This window comes from Carboxylicivirga sediminis (assembly GCF_018156225.1).
Taxonomy (GTDB): Bacteria; Bacteroidota; Bacteroidia; order Bacteroidales; family Marinilabiliaceae; genus Carboxylicivirga; species Carboxylicivirga sediminis.
Genome location: NZ_JAGTAR010000039.1, coordinates 19061 through 39999, shown reverse-complemented (window position 1 = coordinate 39999; position 20939 = coordinate 19061). Strand labels below are relative to the sequence as shown.

General features: G+C 40.3%; 19 protein-coding genes. 12 read left to right on the top strand and 7 right to left on the bottom strand.

What is annotated here, in order from left to right; genetic code table 11:
* Nucleotides 1–85 precede the first annotated feature (85 nt).
* The 4 genes from KDU71_RS19505 (at nucleotide 86) to KDU71_RS19490 (ending at nucleotide 3168) form a co-directional block, all read left to right on the top strand.
* Nucleotides 86–799 (top strand): hypothetical protein, encoded by a 714-nt coding sequence (locus tag KDU71_RS19505; protein WP_212192793.1) that lies wholly within the window; start codon nucleotides 86–88, stop codon nucleotides 797–799.
* Nucleotides 800–955: 156 nt separating this feature from the next.
* Entirely contained in the window at nucleotides 956–1714 is a 759-nt protein-coding gene (locus KDU71_RS19500) for a 5'-nucleotidase C-terminal domain-containing protein (RefSeq protein WP_212192792.1), read from the top strand.
* The gene (locus KDU71_RS19495) at nucleotides 1704–2618 is read left to right on the top strand and encodes a bifunctional metallophosphatase/5'-nucleotidase (protein WP_212192791.1); all 915 of its coding nucleotides are present in this window, start codon (nucleotides 1704–1706) and stop codon (nucleotides 2616–2618) included. Before KDU71_RS19500 ends, KDU71_RS19495 begins: the two co-directional genes overlap by 11 nt.
* Complete coding sequence (locus tag KDU71_RS19490) at nucleotides 2611–3168, top strand: hypothetical protein (protein ID WP_212192790.1); 558 nt, start codon at nucleotides 2611–2613, stop codon at nucleotides 3166–3168. Before KDU71_RS19495 ends, KDU71_RS19490 begins: the two co-directional genes overlap by 8 nt.
* Nucleotides 3169–3216: 48 nt before the next feature.
* Here KDU71_RS19490 and KDU71_RS19485 read toward each other — a convergent pair whose 3' ends face one another.
* Both KDU71_RS19485 and KDU71_RS19480 read right to left on the bottom strand, forming a co-directional pair.
* On the bottom strand, nucleotides 3217–3681 hold the full coding sequence (locus tag KDU71_RS19485; protein ID WP_212192789.1) for an Lrp/AsnC ligand binding domain-containing protein: 465 nt from the start codon (nucleotides 3679–3681) through the stop codon (nucleotides 3217–3219).
* A 236-nt stretch (nucleotides 3682–3917) separates the two neighbouring features.
* Nucleotides 3918–5213, bottom strand: coding sequence for a mechanosensitive ion channel family protein (locus tag KDU71_RS19480; RefSeq protein ID WP_212192788.1), 1296 nt, complete (start codon nucleotides 5211–5213; stop codon nucleotides 3918–3920).
* Between the two features lie 172 nt (nucleotides 5214–5385).
* Between KDU71_RS19480 and KDU71_RS19475 the strand changes: the two genes are divergently transcribed.
* From KDU71_RS19475 to KDU71_RS19445, 7 genes are all read left to right on the top strand, one after another.
* Nucleotides 5386–6666 carry a M64 family metallopeptidase gene (locus KDU71_RS19475; protein WP_212192787.1) on the top strand — a complete coding sequence of 427 codons (1281 nt, stop codon included), beginning with the start codon at nucleotides 5386–5388 and terminating at the stop codon, nucleotides 6664–6666.
* A gap of 11 nt (nucleotides 6667–6677) precedes the next feature.
* Nucleotides 6678–7673 (top strand): L-glyceraldehyde 3-phosphate reductase, encoded by a 996-nt coding sequence (gene mgrA, locus KDU71_RS19470; protein ID WP_212192786.1) that lies wholly within the window; start codon nucleotides 6678–6680, stop codon nucleotides 7671–7673.
* Nucleotides 7674–7917: 244 nt separating this feature from the next.
* Complete coding sequence (locus KDU71_RS19465) at nucleotides 7918–9783, top strand: hypothetical protein (RefSeq protein WP_212192785.1); 1866 nt, start codon at nucleotides 7918–7920, stop codon at nucleotides 9781–9783.
* 142 nt (nucleotides 9784–9925) lie between these two features.
* Nucleotides 9926–11005: a sensor histidine kinase gene (locus KDU71_RS19460; protein ID WP_212192784.1), complete on the top strand. Its 1080-nt coding sequence runs from the start codon at nucleotides 9926–9928 to the stop codon at nucleotides 11003–11005.
* Nucleotides 11005–12099 carry a histidine kinase gene (locus tag KDU71_RS19455; RefSeq protein WP_212192783.1) on the top strand — a complete coding sequence of 365 codons (1095 nt, stop codon included), beginning with the start codon at nucleotides 11005–11007 and terminating at the stop codon, nucleotides 12097–12099. Before KDU71_RS19460 ends, KDU71_RS19455 begins: the two co-directional genes overlap by 1 nt.
* Before the next feature lie 10 nt (nucleotides 12100–12109).
* Complete coding sequence (locus tag KDU71_RS19450; protein WP_212192782.1) at nucleotides 12110–12889, top strand: LytR/AlgR family response regulator transcription factor; 780 nt, start codon at nucleotides 12110–12112, stop codon at nucleotides 12887–12889.
* Between the two features lie 135 nt (nucleotides 12890–13024).
* Nucleotides 13025–14560, top strand: a complete 1536-nt coding sequence (locus tag KDU71_RS19445; protein ID WP_212192781.1) for an AbgT family transporter — start codon at nucleotides 13025–13027, stop codon at nucleotides 14558–14560.
* 41 nt (nucleotides 14561–14601) lie between these two features.
* Here the strand turns inward: KDU71_RS19445 and KDU71_RS19440 are convergent, their stop codons facing one another.
* The gene (locus KDU71_RS19440) at nucleotides 14602–15594 is read right to left on the bottom strand and encodes an LPP20 family lipoprotein (protein ID WP_212192780.1); all 993 of its coding nucleotides are present in this window, start codon (nucleotides 15592–15594) and stop codon (nucleotides 14602–14604) included.
* 13 nt (nucleotides 15595–15607) lie between these two features.
* Nucleotides 15608–16993, bottom strand: a complete 1386-nt coding sequence (locus tag KDU71_RS19435) for a hypothetical protein (protein WP_212192779.1) — start codon at nucleotides 16991–16993, stop codon at nucleotides 15608–15610.
* A gap of 106 nt (nucleotides 16994–17099) precedes the next feature.
* Here KDU71_RS19435 and KDU71_RS19430 point away from each other — a divergent pair, with 106 nt between their 5' ends.
* The gene (locus tag KDU71_RS19430; protein WP_212192778.1) at nucleotides 17100–17771 is read left to right on the top strand and encodes a two pore domain potassium channel family protein; all 672 of its coding nucleotides are present in this window, start codon (nucleotides 17100–17102) and stop codon (nucleotides 17769–17771) included.
* Here KDU71_RS19430 and KDU71_RS19425 read toward each other — a convergent pair.
* The 3 genes from KDU71_RS19425 to KDU71_RS19415 form a co-directional block, all read right to left on the bottom strand.
* Nucleotides 17768–18853 (bottom strand): alanine racemase, encoded by a 1086-nt coding sequence (locus KDU71_RS19425; RefSeq protein ID WP_212192777.1) that lies wholly within the window; start codon nucleotides 18851–18853, stop codon nucleotides 17768–17770. The two genes, KDU71_RS19430 and KDU71_RS19425, sit on opposite strands and share 4 nt — an antisense overlap.
* A 94-nt stretch (nucleotides 18854–18947) precedes the next feature.
* Nucleotides 18948–20210 (bottom strand): adenylosuccinate synthase, encoded by a 1263-nt coding sequence (locus KDU71_RS19420; protein ID WP_212192776.1) that lies wholly within the window; start codon nucleotides 20208–20210, stop codon nucleotides 18948–18950.
* Between the two features lie 211 nt (nucleotides 20211–20421).
* Nucleotides 20422–20883, bottom strand: coding sequence for a Fur family transcriptional regulator (locus tag KDU71_RS19415; protein WP_212192775.1), 462 nt, complete (start codon nucleotides 20881–20883; stop codon nucleotides 20422–20424).
* Nucleotides 20884–20939 lie beyond the last annotated feature (56 nt).

Genomic DNA, 20939 nt, shown 5'->3' with positions numbered 1-20939 from the left:
TGTTTGATTCCCAAGGTTTTTTTTAATAACTTTTTTGATGGCAAATGAACGCTGAACGGAGGTTAAATTAATTAAACACACATCTATGGGCGCAAAAAAAATTATTTTAGAAAGGTATGGTAACCTGCTAAAGGAGGAATCATTGGTAACCATGCACGATAAAATTCTTCCGAATACCTTTGTGTTAGAAGCTCCGGAGCCATTCCCGGGTTATTTTGGCTACTACAGTGAAATACCATCTGATTCAAAGCCTTTGTATATCTATTTGGTATTAAAAAGATTGTATACACTTGAAGAGATCACCAGGGCTACACAGAATATCAAAAAATACTTCAGTGCTGACTTTAATGCTGCGGCAGGTGTAGTAAGCATGTACAATAAAGAATATCATGTTATTCGTGTCAGGCATCTTGACTCATTTGATCAGATAATTGACCTTCAGGCTGGGTATATTGATGAGGGATTTGAATTTAAAAAGGCACCGAAAAATCTACAAGGCTCCGCCATAATTAGGCTGAAGAAGTTTTTTACCTTAGAAGAGATTGAGGATGGTGTGTATTTTGATCTAGATGAAAAAGATCATGGCTACTTTACGATACCTCAGAAGCTGCCTTGGAAATATTTTGAGGATATTACCGGTAAGGTGAAGAATAATTGGGACTACAGTAAGTTTGATGCGGCGATTGGTCATTTTCATCAAAACTTTGGAATTATTGATATGGTTAGAATTTATAATCCTAATATCGATAGGGAATACCTGCTGGGAGTCAGGCAGAAGTATCTGGAACGAATCAAATAATGAGTGGAACCACCTTCGGGTGGTTTTTTTGTGTCTATGTATGCCATCAGTAAAAAGTTTGGGCTTTATAAATTTTCATAATATTTTAATATTAATCTGAAAACCTTTTTGTATTCTTGCGCCTTATATTATTGTTATTCAATATAAATAAGATAAATGATTAAGATTAATAGTCAATTAGTCAGTCTGTTTGTAGCTTTTTTATTATTCCTGTCTTCCTGTAATTCGGGTAGGTTTGAATTGAGGCAATCAGATGCAAGTTATCATCTTATAGACAGTTTGGTCGGGTATGATGAGGCGATGGATGCCAACATAAAACCATATCGTGACAGCCTGAACCTGGAAATGAAGAAGGTTATTGGGCATTCGCAACAGCAATTATCGGGCGGACTGCCCGAAGGGCTCCTTTCAAATTTTGTGACAGACCTGATGCTCGTTGAAACAGAATTGTTAAACCCATCGATTAAAGTAGATATTAGTATTGTTAATATAAAAGGCCTTCGAGTGCCTGTTAATAAAGGCCCAATCACCGTTGAAAGTGTCTACCAGTTAATGCCTTTCGAAAATGAGATTGTATACCTGACATTGACACCTCAGCAAGTAAAAGAGCTGTTTCATTTTATGGCATCAGTGGGTGGTGACGGAATGAGTGGTGCTTCTTTTGCAATTAAAAACAAAAAGGCAGTTGATATTAAAGTAGGGGGGCAAGCGCTTGAAGCCAGAAATTATATTATTGCCACATCCGATTACCTGGCCGACGGCGGCGATCATTTCAATATTTTTCTTTCTGCTATAAAAAGAGAAGAGGCAGGTTTAAAGGTACGCGATGCTATTCTGCAGCACATTGAAAGACTGACGGCCGAAAATAAATTAGTTAATAGTCAATTGGATAAACGTATATACTATGCAGAGTAGCCGAAGAAAGTTTTTAAGGAACACTATTGCAGGAGCTGCAGCTTTAAGTATTTCACCGCTGATGCAAAGCTGTATGCAGTCGCCAGTTAAGCTGACTATCCTGCATACCAATGATGTACATAGCCATATCGATCCTTTTCCCGCTAATGATGCGCGTTGGGCTAATAAGGGAGGTTTTGCCCGGCGGGCACAATTAATCAATCAAATCCGGACTGATCAGGAGCATGTGCTGTTGTTTGATTGCGGTGATATTTTCCAGGGCACGCCTTATTTTAATATTTACAAGGGGAAACTGGAGATTGAACTGATGAATAAAATGGGCTACGATGCTGCTACTATTGGTAATCATGAGTTTGATAATGGCATAGAAGCGCTGGCCAATAATATTCAACGAGCCAAATTTCCTTTTGTATGTACCAACTATGATGTAAGTGATTCGGTGTTGAGCGATCTGACAGTGCCTTATAAGGTTATTCAAAAAGGCCCGTTAAAAGTTGGAGTCATAGGCTTGGGCATTGAACTGGCCGGGTTGGTGAATCCTAAATCCTATAAGGAAACCCGCTATAATGATCCTATTGAAGCTGCCAACATAACAGCTCTTGTACTCAGGGAAAAGCTGGGATGTGATTTGATTATTGCCTTGTCGCATTTAGGTTATAAATATAAGTCAGATAAAGTATCGGATGTGTTGCTGGCCACAAATTCGCAGCATATTGATATTATTTTAGGAGGACATACCCATACATTTATGGAAGCACCTGATAAGGTGCAAAACCTGAATGGAAAGGAAGTGATCGTTAATCAGGCAGGTTGGGGAGGCATCTATTTGGGGCATCTTGATTTGGAGCTTACTTTGCAAAATAAAAAATCAGTAGCTTTGGTCAACTCTATTTGTCATGTCTGATACATTTGAATTAAATACAACAGGGCTGGATGAATTACAAAGCGCATTCAGCCACGATGAACATTTCCAGAGCATTGCATGGCCCCGTATAAGGCTTATTAATGCTATTAAGGATGAATTAGAAGGTGCCGGGGCGCTTGTTTGGAGGGTGAAATATTCGCCGGTTAACCGTGCTGGTAATGGTATCGTCATATCTTTACCCGATGAGCGCCGTAAGTTTCATTTCTATTATTCGATTCCTTTAAGCTTGCGATTAACGTTTCATTTGTATTTGGGCGACAATACATTCAATTTCTTCGAAGCACATCCTTTATTGATTGAACAAGGCATTATTTCTGCTGATGAATTTAGGATAGAGGCCACTAGTAATACCTTACCTCATTTAGTGCTTGGTCAAAGTTCGGATCGATATGAGCAGCATTTATTAGCGCAAGATGTATACGATTCGCAAGAGTTGAGGCAATCAGGGGTATTCCAGTTGCTGGAAAGGATCTTTGAAAAGTTCAACCAGCCCTTGCAGTCCATCATTAACGGTACTTATCAGTTATAAAAAAAGGCTCCTGTGCGGAGCCTTTACTATTTATCTTATCATTCGAAATTAGTCAATTGGTAGTTGTCGTTTAAAACTCTCATCTAATGAGATGATTGTTTCTGTGGCTGAAATACCTGCTATGGCCTGAAGTTTGTCGTGCAAGATTCGCTTCAAATGCTCATTACTCTTCGCATATATCTTAATGAAGATGGCATATTGACCAGTGGTATAGTGACATTCAACAATTTGAGGAACTTCTTCGAGCATCTTTACTACCTTATCAAACAGACTTGCTTTTTTAAGGAAGATACCCATAAAAGCACAGGTGTGGTACCCAATTTTAGCCGGGTTGATGATAAACTCTGATCCTTTGATAACGCCCATGTTCATAAGTCGCTGTATGCGTTGATGTATGGCTGCTCCTGAAACTTTACATTCACGTGCAACTTCCAGGAAGGGAATTCTGGCGTTTTTGGTGATAAGCGATAAGATTTTCTTATCAAGGCTATCGATTTGTAAACTGCTCTCCATATCGTATATGATAAATGTTAGGAATCGTAACTAATTATACTCTTTTATTAATAGTTTGCTACGAAAATAAAACATTAATAGTAAATATCCAACGCTATTTGCCTTGTAAATGAACCATGTTGGTGCTAACCCTTTTAATTTCAAAGCAAAGTGTTTGGGTTAAAAGGTGCTAATTAACAAATTGTTACAAAAAAAAATATTTTCAAGATAACGATTGTAACTTCAATTTATAACGATTATAAAGTAGCTTTCAGGTTGTGATGAGAGTTTAAATCAGCACCACTTGGTAGTTGATAGATTCTTAACTCAAACTCTCCAACCACTGCCAGGATGTGATCAAAAATATCGGCTTGTATCGATTCATAGTTGATCCATTCCTGCACTTTACTAAAGGCATATATCTCGATAGGTTGCCCTTTTTCAGTAGGTTGCAGTTGCCGCACCATGTAAGTCATTTCCTTATTAATCATCGGATTTTCTTGCAGGTATTGCTCTAAATATTTTCTGAATACACCAATATTTGTCAGTCTGCGGCCATTGGCTAGGCTTTCCGAAATGGATTCACCTTCTTTTTGTTTGTTGTGCTTAAGCAATTCATCTTCCTTTTCTAAAATGTAGTTATGCAGCAGCCGTATCTTTTTAAAGCGCTCAATCATCTCGGCCGAGCAAAACTTGACGGATGCCACATCAATATTGATTGAACGTTTAATGCGCCGGCCACCCGAATGTTCCATTCCTTTCCAGTTAATGAATGAATCTTCTACCAGTTTATAAGTGGGAATGGTCGTGATTGTTTTATCCCAGTTTTGTACCTTAACTGTATTAAGCGTAATGTCCAGAACCGTACCATCGGCCTTGTATGAAGGCATTGTAATCCAATCGCCGGCACTAACCATTTTATTGGCAGAAAGCTGTATGCCGGCTACAAAGCCCAGTATTGTGTCTTTAAAAACCAGCAGCAAGACAGCGGCTGTAGCTCCCAGACCAGTTACTATTTTAGTAATGTCGATATCAAATAAAATATGTACAATAACTAGCCCTGTTATAAACGAAGCAGCTATCTCTATTATTTGAATCATGCCGCGTATCGGGCGATCTTTAGCGTAAGAGAATGTGTTGTAGATGTCATTTACCACACCCAGTAAGGCCGAAAATGACCAGAGAATGATAATAAGGATGGAGCTGCTGACAATCTTTTGAAGAAGGTCGATTATCTCGGTTTCTGTGAAAGGCTGAAAAATTACAGGCAGCATGTAGTATAACAATATGACTGCGATTACATTAGATAAGCGACGCAGAACATGTCGCTTAATCAGTAAATCGTCATATTGTGATTTGGTTTTTCTAACCAGTTTTTCAATGAACCGGAGTAAGTAGCTTTTAGTTAGTTTATTGGTTAACCAAATGGTGAGTAAGGTGAAAATCATCCAAAGGCCGGTAATTAAATATTTGCTATATTCATCACCGATTCCTAACGAGCTTAGGTAATTGTGAGCGAGTTGGCTTAATTGATTAAGTTCAGTTGTTTCCATATCTAATATGCATCATTGAAAGGGTATAAAACTACTATAATTACTGAAAATAGTAAACCGTTTTTAAAGCCTGTAAAACAAGATGTGGTAATTTAAGCTAACAGGAGAAAATGAACGGCAGAGAACTTTGTTTCTAAGTTTTATTTGGCCATCGATAAATAAATTGAAATACATGAAGATAATTGTTATTAGTATGTTTAGTATCATATTGCTTTCAGCTTGTGTGCACGCACAAACAGCTTTTGATACCTATTTCAGTTCTAAGTCAATGCGTATTGATTTAGTGCTGGCGGGCAATAAATCTGCGCAATCAGCCTACTTGCTCGAAATTATTGAGGAACCTAACTGGGGCGGCTCGCAGCTTAACCTGATTGATGAACTGGGTTATGGTGAGTATCGATACATCATAAGTGAGGCTTCTGGTAACCAACTAATTTATTCGCGTGGCTTTTGCACCTTGTTTGAGGAGTGGCGGACGACTGAGGAGGCTAAATTCATTAATAAAGCATTTTTTCAAACAGTTACCTTTCCTTATCCAAAAGATAAAGTGATTTTTAAGCTTGAAGAGCGCAGAAAGGACGGTACTTACAATACCTTGATGACCTTTGAAATTGACCCTGAAGATCCTAATATTCGCAAAGAAGCTTTGCCCGAATACAAGGTGGTTAAAGTGATTGATAGCGGAGAACCAAAACATAAAGTTGATTTTACTTTTGTAGCAGAAGGTTACCAAATTGACGAGATGGATAAGTTTATAGATGACGTAAAGCAGATGGCTGACTATATTTTGGAACAGGAACCCTACAAATCGCATCGCGATAAGTTTAACTTTTGGGCAGTCTGTTCGCCGTCCATTGATGGCGGTACTGATAACCCAAGGAAGAATAAGTGGGTGAATACAGCTGTTAGCTCTTCATTTAATACCTTTTATGTCGATCGCTACCTTGAAACAGGTGACGTGAGAGCTATACGCAATATTGCCGCTTGTGCACCATATGATCATATTTGTGTATTGGTTAAATCGGCTAAATACGGTGGTGGCGGTATCTATAACCATTTCTCAATTGGCACTTCTGATCATCCAATGGCCAAAGAGGTGATGCTACATGAAATTGGTCATGGTTTTGGTGGTCTGGCCGATGAATATTACACATCTGACGTAGCCTACCAAAACTTCTTCGACCTGAAGGTAGAGCCTTGGCAGCCTAATATCACCACATTGGTTAACTTTAAGGCTAAATGGCAGCACCTGATTAAGGAGGATGTGCCGGTTCCAACACCATTTGAAAAACAGTATACCAATGAAACGGGCGTATTCGAAGGTGGCGGATATGTAGAGAAGGGTGTTTATCGTCCGGCCGTTAATTGCCGCATGAAAACGAATGAGGCTGAAGGCTTTTGTGCAGCTTGTCAAGAGGCCATTGTTAAGATGATTGAATTTGTAACAGATTAAATAACTATACTATGCATTACCAGGCTTCAGAAAATAGATACGCAAACATGTTATACAGACGTTGTGGTCGCAGCGGCCTCCAACTACCTGCCATTTCATTGGGTTTATGGCATAACTTTGGTTCCGAAGATGTGTTTAGCAATGCACGTAATATCCTATTACATGCCTTTGATAATGGCGTCACTCATTTTGATCTGGCCAATAACTATGGTCCGGTGCCCGGCTCAGCAGAAGAAACGCTCGGCAAAGTATTAAAGCAGGATATGAGTGCTTACCGTGATGAGTTAGTGATATCTACCAAGGCGGGCTATTACATGTGGGAAGGCCCCTATGGAGAGTGGGGTTCAAAGAAATACCTCGTTTCAAGTCTTAACCAAAGCCTTAAGCGCATGGGGCTTGAATATGTGGATATCTTTTATCATCATCGTCCCGATCCCGAAACGCCTATGGAGGAGACCATGGCTGCACTTGATTTGATTGTGCGTCAGGGGAAGGCACTGTATGTGGGTTTATCAAACTATTCAGCTGAAGAAACACAAAAGGCCGAAAACATCTTGAGAGAACTCGGAACGCCTTGCTTGATTCATCAGCCGCGCTACAACTTATTCGACCGGTGGGTGGAAGATGGTTTGACAACTGTACTCGATAAGAGAGGTATAGGCTGTATTCCGTTCTCACCATTGGCACAAGGCCTATTAACCGACCGCTATTTGAAAGAAGTGCCGACTGACTCTCGTATGGCCAAAGCACATTTTTTGAAAGAATCGGCATTAACCGATGTCAAACGTAGGGCTATAGTTGAGTTGAATGAATTGGCTCAGCAACGCCATCAGTCGTTGGCGCAGATGGCCATTGCCTGGCTCCTGAGTAATAAAACGGTAACTTCTGTTTTGGTTGGGGCTTCATCAACCAAACAACTGGATAATAATTTGGGAGCATTGAATAATGTTGAGTTTTCACCTGAAGAATTGAGCAAGATTGATACTATCTGCCAACCGGTTATTTAAGAGAGCTAAGTTCAAGTGATATTTAGACTATGTATTAGAAGGCGTGTATTCAATACACGCTTTTTTTATGCATTATTCGCACTAATCTTATTAAGAAAAAAGGATTTGAACCAGCCTTAATTCATTGACTCTACAATTCACTACATTATTCCAACAACTCACTACTTTTTGTTTTTTTCAGGCTAACTCATGTTTTAATATTGTAATATCAAATAGTGTATATGAACAACTAAATAATATCCCTATGAGAACCAATATTACACACAGATTTACGAAAATAGGCCACTTTATTGTATTAATAGCAATGATGCTGGCGGTTACTTCTTCGGCAATGGCTGGAGAAATGAGTGATGATGGCGATAAGATCCGCAAGAAGATAATTGAAGAGCGTGATAAGTTGCGTGAGGAAATATACCAGCAGCGTGATGAACTCAGAGAAGAAATGATGGAGCTAAAGAAGCATTATACTGCAGATAAGTATGATATTTCAGCTGTTGCATCAGATTTTCCATTTGACCTAAAATACAAAGGCATTATCGATTTATCGGATGATAGCAAAATGATTACCGGAATTTCGGCGAATGGTTTTGTTGAAATCAATAAAACGGCTTTTGGCAATAATCGCCGACTATTTATACATGCCGACGACAAAGGTACAATTACCTACGAGTACTATGTTGGTAAAACCGAGACCGCTTTTAATCCTGAAGGCAAAAAATGGCTAGGTGAGATACTGCCAGATATCGTAAAGAGAAGCGATTTGGGTGTTGAGTCGCGTGTTAGACATTTGTACAGAACAAAAGGTATCAGAGATGTTTTAGATGCTCTGGAAGAGTTGCCATCGGGCACCACCTACTCCTATACAAGCGAGTGGAATGTATTTACGATTAAATCGTCCTCATACAAAACCGGAAGTTCGGCATCTAAAAATACATTTCTAAAAACCCTGGTGTTCGACAATGAACTCAAGAGTCAGGATATTATACCTGTGCTGAGTGAAATTAAAGAAGTCAGATCAAACAGCACCAAAGGCACGCTTATCAGGTATATCCTGGAAAATTATAAATTAAGCACCGAACAACTGGCCGTACTGTTGGAGGCAACAGCTACGCATGATTATAACACAGAACGTGGCTCAACGCTGCGCATGTTCAATAAGTTTTATGTCAATGATTTTGCCATTCGCAAGGGTTATTTCGATATCATTGATGACATGGAGATAAACTCAGAGAAGGGTAATGTGTTGAAGCATCTTGTGCGTGTAACTAAGTTATCGAATGACAGCTGGATTAGCATGCTGCAAACCATTGATGATTTTTCATCGGAGCGCGAAAAGGGAGCCCTGCTGCTATATCTGATTAAATATATGCCACAAGATGAAGAAGTGATGGAGGTTTTCAGAGATGTACTGGACAATATGTCCGATAGCTATTACATTTTGAAAGGGGAGATAACAACCGCATTGCTTGATGCAGCGCTTGATTCAGGTGCACAAAAAAGTGATAAAGCCTCGTTAATCAACTATCTGAAAACGGCGAGAGGTATTTCTTCTAATAGCCAAAAAGGTCTCATACTTCGAAAAGCTAACCGTCTATTCATTAATGATGAAGAAGTGGTGGATGTATATTTCGAAGCACTCAATGGTTTGGATAGTGAAATGGAGATGTACAATGTGATGCTCGATTTATTGGCTAAGAATAAACTGGAAGAGCCAGCTATGTACCGTTTGTTAAGAACACTTGACCGCCTGGTTGATGATTTCCAGCATGGAGCAGGAGCTGTTATGCGCGAGGTGGTGGCACAATTTCCATTGTCAACCAATAATTATAATCAGTTCTTCCGCCTGATAAACAGAATGGATCAGAATAGCACTATTGAAGAGCTGTTGCGTTATGTGATTGATAGTCCGGTGATGAATGATGAGATAGCTGCTAAGGTCATTGAATGTACACAGCAAATTGATGTTGATGTTGAACGTGCCGCGGTATTGGTTCGTTTGAGTCCATATATCAGCAATAGCAGTTCATCAACAGCATATATTTTTAAATCGATGACCAAAGATCTGGAATCTGAATACGAGAAAAACAGGGTGTTGAAAACATTAAACTAGGTTAAAATTAGCGGGACTAGTGTTAAAAAAAGACTATTAGGTCTTAAATATGGAGTCTAGTCTATTGCGAAAAAACTAATTAATGCCATAACTTAGTGACACCATGATAACCAACACCCAATTATATTCGTCGAAAAAACTAATGACACAGATATTAGTCAGTACACTCTATGGTGTACTGGCTTTCCTGTATTTGTTCTATAGTGAGAATGGGTTTTTACCACCTTTAACCCAACACATTGATTCTTTGTCCTTTTTCACTCTTAGTTCGTGGTTGATATTTGGGGTGCTGACACTTGTCGGCCGTGCTCTCAATAAATTCTATCCATGGTTAAAGGGCATGTTCTCCAGGTTTATTATTCAGTTTGTTATAAATACCATTGTGGCAGGGCTAATGTTGTGGATATGCATTAAACTGCTGATTGTTATTAAGTACGATGGTATATCCTTTGGCCTGTTCATGGAGGACATGGGCGATGCAACCATCAAGTTCTTCATCATTTTCTTACTCACCAACCTTGTATTTATAATGGTTGATCTTTATCAGTATTCATTTACCAGTTTTATACAGGCTAATATTGAAAGTGAGCAAATGGTGCGCGAGCGGCTTAAACTGCAATACGAGATATTAAAAAGCCAGTTAAGCCCGCATTATTTGTTTAATACCCTCAATACCATTGCATCACTCATTCATCGCGATGCCGCCACTACCGAAGGCTTTATTCGAAAGTTTGCACAAACATTTACGTATATTCTTAATAGTCATCAAAAAGAGTTGGTGGCGGTGAAGCAAGAGGTGGACTTTATACATGCATACTATTTCTTACTGAAGATAAGGTTTGAAAAGGCATTGCAGCTCACCATCGAACTCGACAAGGTGAGTATGGATAGCTATATTCCGCCAATGACCCTGCAGTTACTGGTTGAGAATGCGGTTAAACACAATCATTTCTCTGAGGATAAGCCGTTGCAGATAGTTATTCGCTCCGATGAACAGCATGGGATAGAGGTGGTTAATAATTTTGAACGCAAGCCTGGATTTATTGAGGTCGATAACCAATTATTAAAAAAGCCGGAGAACCATGTGTCTCATAAGGTGGGACTTGAAAATATCAGGAAACGATATGGCTATTTTACTTCAAAAGAGATAGAGATAACTAAAAATGAATCATTTTCGGTAATTTTACCATTACTGTTTAAACATAAAATCATTAGTTTCTAATGAAAGCACCAACTATTAGTAAACAGCAAAAGTGGCTTAGGTTTCTGCTACCATTTCCTATCGGGATGGTAGTTTATGTTTTAATACTGTTGGTGTTTGATACGCTTAATCAATTCACTGCCAACTTCTTCAGTCAGGAGGTGCTGGTGACCGTATTGCTGGCATTTGTGCTGATGGAAACTTTAAGGCTATTGCTAAATGCTCTGGATAAGCGTTTCCCGTTAGTGACAGATATACAGCCGGAGAATGGTGAAATGCATGAGTTTAAGGGCTTGACCCATTCTTCAAGAATTATACTTTTGCCATTAGTCAGTCTGCTACTTTCTGTGCTTGTTATTACGCCTTTAGTAAGTGTGTATTTCTATTTTGTATTAATCATCAGCGATTTCAATACTGAACTGATTGTTTTCAATGGTGTGTATGGTGTGGTGGCTATTCTTTATAGTGTTATCCATGTCAGCACCTCTTTTTTGGCTGTTCATAAGCAGTTGCACTATAAGCAGGAGCAGGAGTTACGCAGGGGCATGGAGTCGGATTTGGATAAATTTAAGATGCAGATTAATCCACAATTGCTGTATGATGGACTTGAAAATCTTATCTCCATTGTTCATGCTAAACCGCGCATGGCCGAGCAGTTTGTGAATCAGTTGTCAAAGATATACCGCTACAGTTTAGATAACAGGCATGTGGAGTTGGTTGACCTGAAAAGAGAGCTGGAACTCAGCCAATCGTTGCTGTATCTGCTGAATATCAAGTACAGTAATAGCATTGATTTTGAAGCTAGGCTGCCAAGCGAATGGTTGCACAGGCAAATAATTCCCTGTACCATATCAGCACTTATCCAGGAATTGGTTAACCGCACTATTATAAACGAGTTTCAGCCACTTAAAATTCGACTTGAAACTAAGGATGATGAGTTGTATTTTGTATGCAATCATAATCCAAAGATTGGACTCAATGGCAACGGGGTATGGAATTTATCACTCATTAATAATGCCTATGCTTTTTTTAATGACAATAAGCAGCTTGAAATCACCCAAACAGATCAACAATTACACATCAATATCCCTCTATTTGAAATAGAAGAAGAATAATCTAAACCTTATGAGAGTACTTATTATCGAAGATGAAAAACCTGCCGTTAAAAACCTGATTCACCTGTTGCAACGCTACGATAGCAGTATTGAGGTTGCTGAAGTGCTTGATTCGGTAGCTGCCAGTGTTGAGTGGCTGTCCAATCCGCTTAATACGGCAGATCTGGTGTTTATGGATATTCATCTTTCTGATGGACTGAGCTTCGAGATATTTAATAAAACACAACTGAACCTCCCGGTTATTTTCACCACTGCCTATAATGAATATGCCATTCAGGCCTTTAAGGTGAATAGCATCGATTACTTGCTGAAGCCGCTCGATTATGATGACCTGTTTCGCAGTATGGAGAAGCTGGAAAGTTTGCGAGAAAACTTATCATCGGCCAGTCAGCGTATCAAGCTGGAGGAGCTCAACGAAGCTCTTTTGCACTATCGGAAAACCTACAAGGAGCGTTTCCTGGTTAAACTGGGTGAGCGCATCAAGTCTGTTACCAGCGATAAAATTGTGCTGTTTTACGCTGAAGGGCGGAATGCTTTTATCCTGACGTCCAAAGGTAATCGCTACATTATTGACTATAAGCTGGAAGAACTGGAGGAGTTGCTGAATCCGGCTACTTTCTACCGCATCAGTCGCTCGTTTATTGTTAACATCAATCACATACAAGATGTATTGGTGCACTCCAACAGCCGGTTGAAAATTCAGTTCGAACAGCCGTTTGACCGCGAGGTGGTTGTTAGTAGGGAGAAAGTGCCACATTTTAAGAACTGGTTTAGTGGAGCTGGTATTTAGGTCTAATTAACAACAGGTTGCACGGGTTGCAAATGTCTTTATGTTATATAACAGGCTCTGTTAATTGTATTTATAATGGTCGGCTACTAAAAATTTTATATTTTCGGCGCCTTGTAATAGTAAAACTCTTATCGTATGGGCACCGCCGTAAAGAAGAAAAAATCGTTAGTAGATCTGTTTTTAAATGGAGTTGAGCGTGTAGGTAATATTTTGCCGCATCCGGCTTTGCTGTTTGGTATTTTCGCTGTTGTGGTATTGATTCTATCAGGTCTTTTTGCCTGGATGGGAGCAACAGCTGCACACCCAACTACCGGAAAAGCCATTCATGTCATCAACTTATTATCGGTAGAAGGTTTAAACCGTATCTTAACAGAGATGGTAAAAAACTTCACCAGCTTTGCACCAATGGGAATTGTAGTGGTGGCGATGTTGGGTATCGGACTGGCTGAAAAATCAGATCTGATAGGCGCTCTCATACGAAAGCTGGTGCTGGCTGCTCCCAAAGGTTTGCTCACTTTTGTCATTATTTTGGCAGGTGTTATATCAAATGTAGCTTCCAGTGTGGGTTATGTGCTGTTAGTGCCACTCGGAGGTGTTATCTTTTTAGTGGCTAAGCGCCATCCATTGGTGGGGATGGCAGCTGCTTTTGCCGGGGTATCAGGTGGTTTCAGTGCCAATTTGATTATTGGTACTATCGACCCGCTTTTGGCAGGATTAACCGAAGAGGCTGCACATATTGTTGATAAAACATATACAGTGAATCCGGTGAGCAACTACTATTTCATGGTCGTATCAACTTTTATGGTGGCCTTGGTAGGTACCTGGGTAACCGAAAAAATTATTGCTCCACGATTTGGTGAATATACTGGTGAAGTATCGGAAGAAGAGACTAAACTGGAGAAGCTGTCAGCCGTTGAGCGTAAGGGACTGCTGTGGGTCGGTTTGGTTTCACTGGCTTTTATTGGTATTATTTTGTGGGGCTTGCTGCCTGAGGGTGGTTTCCTGCGTGGTGCCGATGGTCACCTACTTACATCGCCTTTACTGAAGGGTGTTGTGGCTGTCTTATTTGTGTGGGCCGGTACTTGCGGTGTTGTTTATGGTAAAATAACAGGAAAGTTTAAAAGCGATAAAGATATAATGGGTGCCATGGGAGAGGCTGCCAAATCATTAGGCCCTTACCTGGTGTTAGTGTTTTTTGCAGCGCAGTTTGTGGCATATTTTAACTGGAGTAATTTGGGTTTGGTGATGGCAGTTAACGGGGCCAATCTTATTCAGAGTTTAAACCTGAGCGTTATTCCGTTGATGCTGCTGTTTGCATTATTTTGCGGACTCATCAACCTGGTAATGGGCAGTGCCTCGGCCAAGTGGGCCTTGTTAGCGCCTATTTTTGTTCCCATGTTTATGATGCTGGGTTACTCGCCCGAATTGACCCAGGTGGTTTATCGTATTGGTGATAGCGCCACCAATATCATATCACCCATGATGAGTTTCTTTGCTTTGATTATTGTGTATTTTCAGAAGTATGACGAGAAAGCAGGAATTGGTACGATTGTTTCAACGATGTTGCCCTATTCAATGGTGTTTTTATTCTCGTGGATGATACTGCTGGCGCTTTGGTTGCTAAGTGGTTTGCCATTAGGTCCAACAGGGGTACTACATTACAGCATGTAAAAAAACAACCCGGACTCTGCTAAAATCCGGGTTCCAACATATTATTGAGCCAGCTGAATCGATATAATTGAGGTAGCTGGCTTTTGTTTTTCAACTATTTGCCTTACAATCAGGTTTCTTGTTATTTGGCGACCCAGTGACTTAAGGTCAATACTGGCTTTAAGCGTTTCTTCAGACTTGTTGGCATATTCTAAAGCGGGAGATTTAACCTGTCCCATGGCATTGCTTTTGAACCGGTCGGTAATTAAAAAGCCACCGCTGTAGTTAAACTGAACAGGCATATTGTGTGCCTGCTGATTCTGGCACTGTACCGCCAGCAAAGCTGCTCCTTCTTTTATTTTGGTGTTTGAAGAAGCGTATAGCTCTTTGGGTTGAAATTCAATCGTCAATGAGTTGATGAGCTGACTAAGGGCATCTTTGCTGGCTTCATAAATGTCCAGGTTGCCATTGGTGGTTTCAACTGATGTTTGTTCATTCAGATAATCGCTAATGGCATCAATGGACGAAGCGTATAGCTCCATAGCCAATACATAATTAGCCTGCTTGTTAGCCGTTTGTGCCTGTTGGTATTTCTCCAATGACAGCTGAAGTGCCTCTCTCTTGCGTTGTTCTTTGCGGGCATAAAACTCACTTTTAGATAGGCGGTAAAAAGTATAATAATTGCTTAAATCCTCCCATTTATCAACATACTCATAGCCTTCCAAAAATTCTTCAGAGCGGGCTCTCACGCGGCTTTGGTAGTATTCATACACGCCCTTGTTATCTTCCATCCTGTAAAGATTTTGCTCGCTGCTGATTTTTGTGCTGATTTGTTTAGACAAATCAGCCAATGCCTTCTCCTTGGCTTTTTCTTCATAAAATACAGAGCCGCCTACCTTTGGTGTGGTACCTATACCATAGAAATAGGCCGATGACACAGGCCGGCTTTTCAGCCATTCGGGTTTAGATAGCTCTAACAGCTCAGCTTCTTTTTTCTTGGATGAACAACTGCATAGCAATGTCAGCGCCAGTATTATCGTTGACAGTAATTTCATATTCAACGGAGGTTTAGTTTTCAGGTTGATAATTAATGATGTTGTTGGAAACATGTTGCATGCACTCACATAGCAACTGACTTTCCAGCTTGGCTGCCGATTGTAACTCTTTTTTGTTTTTGAATAAGGTGTGCAGGCGTTTGTTTGAATCTTCTGAATCATACACCTGATCTTCAGCTGAGTCTTTGTCGATGTATTTCCAGGTGCCGGCTACCAGTTTTTTATAATCCCCATCAAATTTGGCGTAATGTACTTTATCTTTTTTCTCACCCGAGAAATTGTCTGCAAAAGCAATTTCATCTCGGTCCACCCTGTTCAGCTCGTAGTACAAGGCAATGGCAGCTGTGTTTTCCTGCGTATACTCATAATACTTCACTTTCGTGTATTTGGCTTTTAATTCAATGGTTTTTGTTTCCGGATTAACAACTTCAACCATGTTCTTCAGGTAACCATGTTTTTCAAACTTCTTAAGCTGGCCGGTTGATTTTGCATATTTGTCAATGCGTGCCGATAATATGCTTTTGGCCTCAAAGTATTTGCCTTGCTGGCGAGCATATTTTAGTGCCAGGGTCTGATCTTTAGCTTCATTCCAGCCTGGGATAGAGGTGATGGCCTCATCGCTGATAACTTGATAAAATGGTGATTTTATTTGAGATAGTTCTGCCACTATCTTTTCCTTCATCAGTGTGGTATAGCTTCTTGTGCTGCGGTATTTATAGCTCACAGGCAGGATGGCTATCGTCACCGTGGCTTCGCTTAAGCACTGCGTTTGCAGGTCAATACTATTCTTATAGCCCTTGGTTGCTTTATTGATCAGGTTAAAATCAGCATAGGCGCTACGGTATTGCTGGGTTTCCATCAGTTGATTACCGTGGCGGTAAACAGGTTCGTATTTAGCGGTAATCCATTGTGTTTGGGCATCCTTAAAGTTTTTGTCGATGCCAAGAATCTCGCTGAAATGGGCTTCGGCATTGCTAAATTCTTCAAGGCTAAGCGCCTTCATGGCTTTCTGATAGAGAATATCAAGGTAACGATCTCTTACTTCCAGGTAGTACTCCTTTTGCTCTTCCGACATAATCAACTTAACTCCTAAGGCTGATAGCTGATTGAAATAACTCTCGGCTTCCCTGTATGCGTAAACAGCTTCTTTGGCACTGCCATTATTGTATTGGGCCTTGAACGCATCAATTTTGTCTTCCAAAACAAGCTGCCCGGTACGTTGCAGCCCCAGTTTAGCATCGATGTTATTTTTATTGGCACTTAATGATTTGAAGTATAATGCGGCAGCATCGGTATATAGTCCTGCTTCATCAAATTTCTGAGCTTTGTTGTAATTGCGTTTGCTGGCACATCCGGCAAACAATACTGTGATTAACAGAATTGGTAATAGTTGTTTCATAAATATTCTGAGTTATTTGAGGTATTCAACGTGAATAAACAAAAAGTGTTCCGATTTACTGCAGATTAATTTAGATTTGTAGTAATGACTACCAAAACAGAGCACTATGGGATTAATAGGCGGATTTGATACTAAGCAGAATTTTAAACAGTTAATGAGTAATTGGGGCTTATTGGTACTTTTGGTCTTTACCATTTTTGGCTTGCCTATTATAAATGTATTCTTCGACATATATTTGTTTGGTATTTTCATCACATTTATTGTAGTTATTTCAACTTATGCCACCAGCGAAGATGCCAAACCCAAGGTGATAGTTCAGGTCTTGGTGGCCATAATAGCTGTGTGGATAACCGATTTGGCCGAAATGAAAGTGATACATTATTTATCCTCATTATGGCTGGTGGTATTTTTTTTGTTGAGGGTGTTTAAGTTTATCAAGCAGCTCTCCCGAAAGGAGGAGGTGAATATTCTGGTGATTATTGAAGCAATAAACGGTTATCTACTGATTGGTGTGGGCTTTGCCATACTGGTTGATATGATAAGCTCTGAGTTCACAGGCGCCTTCAACTTTATGGTTGATAAATCAGTACACCAAGTTTATGATTCATTCTATTATACCTTTGTTTCCATGACTACCCTTGGCTATGGCGATTTATTACCGCTTACGCCAATAGCCAAGTCATTGGCCTTGCTAATCACCTTATGCGGTCAGTTCTACCTGGTTATTATCATGGCATTACTGGTAGGGCGCCTGCTGGCAAGTGCTGAAAAAAATTAAACCATCATTGAAATAACAGAGCCATCGGTGCTTTGGTACGCTTTCATCAGGTTGGCTGTCAGGCATGAGTGCACCGGCAATACGGCCAACATATCGCCTATCTTCACCTTATCAAATGCTTGCTGAGGCATTTTAATAATGCCATGCTCCTGTGAGAGCTTAGCGACGTACCCTAAAGGTTGGTTCACTAGCCACTTATTTTCCATAAGAGGCAGAACTGTTCCAAAATGCGGCTGGTTGTTAATGCTCATCACATCTTTTGACAGGTGGACGGCACCACCATGGACAATGACCTCCAGACGTTCGGGGTGCTTAGCTACCACCGGGCATGCCAGTGCAACGGCAATATCATCCTGATGGCAGGAGCCAATGCGTGTTTGCATATCATCATAAAACACACAGTTGCCGGGTCGTATCTCATCAAAGCCCTCAAAATTGTCAGATACCGAACAAGATGGTGTGTCGCCATATGATAGTTGTATCAAGGGGAAATCGTTGGACATAAAGGTTTTTAAGGCCAATAATTGCTGGCGAGATGATTCCATAATTGTTAAGATTTCATCGCGCGATTGTGTATTGTAGGTGTGTCCGGCATGACACAAAAAACCAATAAAAATGAGGTTTTTGCATGATTTTAACTCTTTAAGCAGCTGTTGCATGGTGCCGTAATCTTCTGCGGCAACACCAGTGCGGCCATAACCGGTATCTGTTTTGATGTAAGTGCCAACGGGGTTGGTGAGTTGCTTTTCCAGATAATGAATTGTTTCTGCAGACTCCACTACTATGTTGAGGTTGATTTTGGCGGCCAGCTCATTAATGGTCGACCACTCTAAAATATTAGCAGGAAAGGCAATGGTAATATCTGTCCAGCCATTGTTGGCAAAGTACAGCGCCATTTTTACTGATGAAACGGTAATGCAGTCGACACCATAGGCACGGAACCAGCTGCCTACCTCTGCCGACTGGTGCGTTTTAAAATGCGGGCGAAACGTTACGTTGGCCTTTAGAGCCTTTTGTGCCATACGCTCAATATTAGACAGGCATTTGGCTTTGTCGAGCAATAGTGTAGGTTGTGTCAGCATCGTTATCAGTTTTTAGCAAATATAATCAGGACTTGAGTGACATAAAAAAACCGGCTCAACTTGAACCGGTTTGAAGTATTATTGAGTTTATCAATTATCGAACAATCGTTTGCTCACGATCCGGACCAACCGAAACAATTTTGATTGGTACTTCCAGCTCTTTTTCCAGGTAGGCAATGTAATCCTTCAGTTCCTGAGGGAATTCATCTTCTGATTTTACACCCGTTAAATCTTCCTTCCATCCTTTTATTTCAGTGTAGATAGGTTCTACATCATCTGTCAGTTCAAATGGAAATTCTTCAGTTACTGTTCCGTCATTCAGCTTGTATGCAGTAGCTGCTTTGATGGTTTCAAAACCACTTAACACATCCCCTTTAGTCATGATTAACTGTGTAACACCATTAATCATTACTGAGTATTTTAAAGCTACAAGGTCAATCCAACCGCAACGACGAGGGCGTCCGGTTGTAGCACCAAATTCATGACCTGCTTTGCGCAACTCTTCGCCTGTTTCGTCAAACAGCTCGGTAGGGAATGGCCCACTACCAACACGCGTACAATAAGCTTTAAAAATACCATATACTTCGCCAATTTTATTAGGCGCAACACCCATACCTGTACAAGCTCCTGCACAAATGGTATTGGATGAAGTTACAAACGGGTAGGAGCCAAAGTCAATGTCTAACAAAGTACCCTGAGCACCCTCAGCCAATATACTTTTGCCGTTTTTCAGGTATTTATTGATTTCGTGTTCACTATCAATGATGATGCAGCTCTTCAGTGTTTCAATACCTTCCTGCAGTCCTTGCTCAAACTCTTCGATGTTGTATTCAAAATCATACATCTCCAGCATTTTCACATGCTTTTCTTTAAGAGCGGCATATTTTGCTTCAAAGTCATGCAGGATGTCGCCTACGCGTAAACCATTTCGGCCAGTCTTATCCATGTAGGTAGGACCAATTCCCTTCAGGGTTGAACCAATTTTAGTTTTTCCTTTAGACGCTTCAGAAGCGGCATCCAATATGCGGTGAGTTGGTAAGATCAGGTGTGCCTTTTTTGAAATATAAAGGTTCTTGGTGATGTCAAAGCCTTTATCTTTCAGCGAGTCAATCTCTTTTTTGAAAGTGATGGGATCCAGAACAACGCCATTGCCAATAATGTTGACTTTATCAGCATGGAAAATTCCTGATGGAATATTGTGAAGAACATGCTTGAAATTATCAAATTCAAGTGTGTGACCTGCATTGGGTCCTCCCTGAAAGCGGGTAATGACATCATATTGCGGTGTCAGTACGTCAACAACTTTTCCTTTGCCTTCGTCCCCCCATTGGAGTCCTAGTAAAACATCAACCTTCATTCTTTTTTGTTTTAATATTATGCCCTAAAGCTTGTGGTTACTTAACTAAACCCAGCCTGTAAGCTTGGTTTAATAAATTGTTAAGCGCTGAAAAGACAGTGTCTTAACACGAAAAATCGGACTTCCGATTGCCTCAGAATTCCGATTTGTAAAAGTACACATTATCCGTTTAAAAGCTATTGTGTAGCTCTGATTTTTTTATCGAATAATCTTATTCTTTAGTTTCTTCAGCAGCACAGTCTTTACATGTTCCGTATACATACAGTGAGTGGTGAGAAACCTTAAACTCGTTGAAAGCAGCAGCATTGTTTAGCACTGTCTGTATGCCCGGGTCGCAGAATTCAATCACCGAACCACAATTAGTGCAGATAAGGTGATCATGCTGCTTCGACTCAAATGCTTTTTCAAACTGAGCAATGTTTTTGCCAAACTGATGCTTGATGACCAGTTTACAGTCCAGTAACAGATCGATGGTGTTATAAAGAGTAGCCCTACTTACGCGGTAGTTTTTGTTTTTCATAAATATATAGAGCGACTCAATATCGAAGTGTCCCTCGCGACTATATATCTCATCTAAAATAGCATAACGTTCAGGTGTTTTCCTGTGTCCGTTGCGCTGAAGGTATTCAGTGAATAGCTGTTTTACCACATCTTTGGCATCTACCTTATTCATATGTAGTCTCAATTAAAATAGAGCCTAAAAATAAGTAAAATCGTCAGATTAAAAAA

Excerpts from the sequence above, each read along its gene's own strand:
- KDU71_RS19505 (WP_212192793.1), top strand. The coding sequence starts at position 86 with ATGGGCGCAAAAAAAATTATTTTAGAAAGGTATGGTAACCTGCTAAAG.
- KDU71_RS19500 (WP_212192792.1), top strand. The coding sequence starts at position 956 with ATGATTAAGATTAATAGTCAATTAGTCAGTCTGTTTGTAGCTTTTTTA.
- KDU71_RS19495 (WP_212192791.1), top strand. The coding sequence starts at position 1,704 with ATGCAGAGTAGCCGAAGAAAGTTTTTAAGGAACACTATTGCAGGAGCT.
- KDU71_RS19490 (WP_212192790.1), top strand. The coding sequence starts at position 2,611 with ATGTCTGATACATTTGAATTAAATACAACAGGGCTGGATGAATTACAA.
- KDU71_RS19485 (WP_212192789.1), bottom strand. The coding sequence starts at position 3,681 with ATGGAGAGCAGTTTACAAATCGATAGCCTTGATAAGAAAATCTTATCG.
- KDU71_RS19480 (WP_212192788.1), bottom strand. The coding sequence starts at position 5,213 with ATGGAAACAACTGAACTTAATCAATTAAGCCAACTCGCTCACAATTAC.
- KDU71_RS19475 (WP_212192787.1), top strand. The coding sequence starts at position 5,386 with ATGAAGATAATTGTTATTAGTATGTTTAGTATCATATTGCTTTCAGCT.
- mgrA (WP_212192786.1), top strand. The coding sequence starts at position 6,678 with ATGCATTACCAGGCTTCAGAAAATAGATACGCAAACATGTTATACAGA.
- KDU71_RS19465 (WP_212192785.1), top strand. The coding sequence starts at position 7,918 with ATGAGAACCAATATTACACACAGATTTACGAAAATAGGCCACTTTATT.
- KDU71_RS19460 (WP_212192784.1), top strand. The coding sequence starts at position 9,926 with ATGACACAGATATTAGTCAGTACACTCTATGGTGTACTGGCTTTCCTG.
- KDU71_RS19455 (WP_212192783.1), top strand. The coding sequence starts at position 11,005 with ATGAAAGCACCAACTATTAGTAAACAGCAAAAGTGGCTTAGGTTTCTG.
- KDU71_RS19450 (WP_212192782.1), top strand. The coding sequence starts at position 12,110 with ATGAGAGTACTTATTATCGAAGATGAAAAACCTGCCGTTAAAAACCTG.
- KDU71_RS19445 (WP_212192781.1), top strand. The coding sequence starts at position 13,025 with ATGGGCACCGCCGTAAAGAAGAAAAAATCGTTAGTAGATCTGTTTTTA.
- KDU71_RS19440 (WP_212192780.1), bottom strand. The coding sequence starts at position 15,594 with ATGAAATTACTGTCAACGATAATACTGGCGCTGACATTGCTATGCAGT.
- KDU71_RS19435 (WP_212192779.1), bottom strand. The coding sequence starts at position 16,993 with ATGAAACAACTATTACCAATTCTGTTAATCACAGTATTGTTTGCCGGA.
- KDU71_RS19430 (WP_212192778.1), top strand. The coding sequence starts at position 17,100 with ATGGGATTAATAGGCGGATTTGATACTAAGCAGAATTTTAAACAGTTA.
- KDU71_RS19425 (WP_212192777.1), bottom strand. The coding sequence starts at position 18,853 with ATGCTGACACAACCTACACTATTGCTCGACAAAGCCAAATGCCTGTCT.
- KDU71_RS19420 (WP_212192776.1), bottom strand. The coding sequence starts at position 20,210 with ATGAAGGTTGATGTTTTACTAGGACTCCAATGGGGGGACGAAGGCAAA.
- KDU71_RS19415 (WP_212192775.1), bottom strand. The coding sequence starts at position 20,883 with ATGAATAAGGTAGATGCCAAAGATGTGGTAAAACAGCTATTCACTGAA.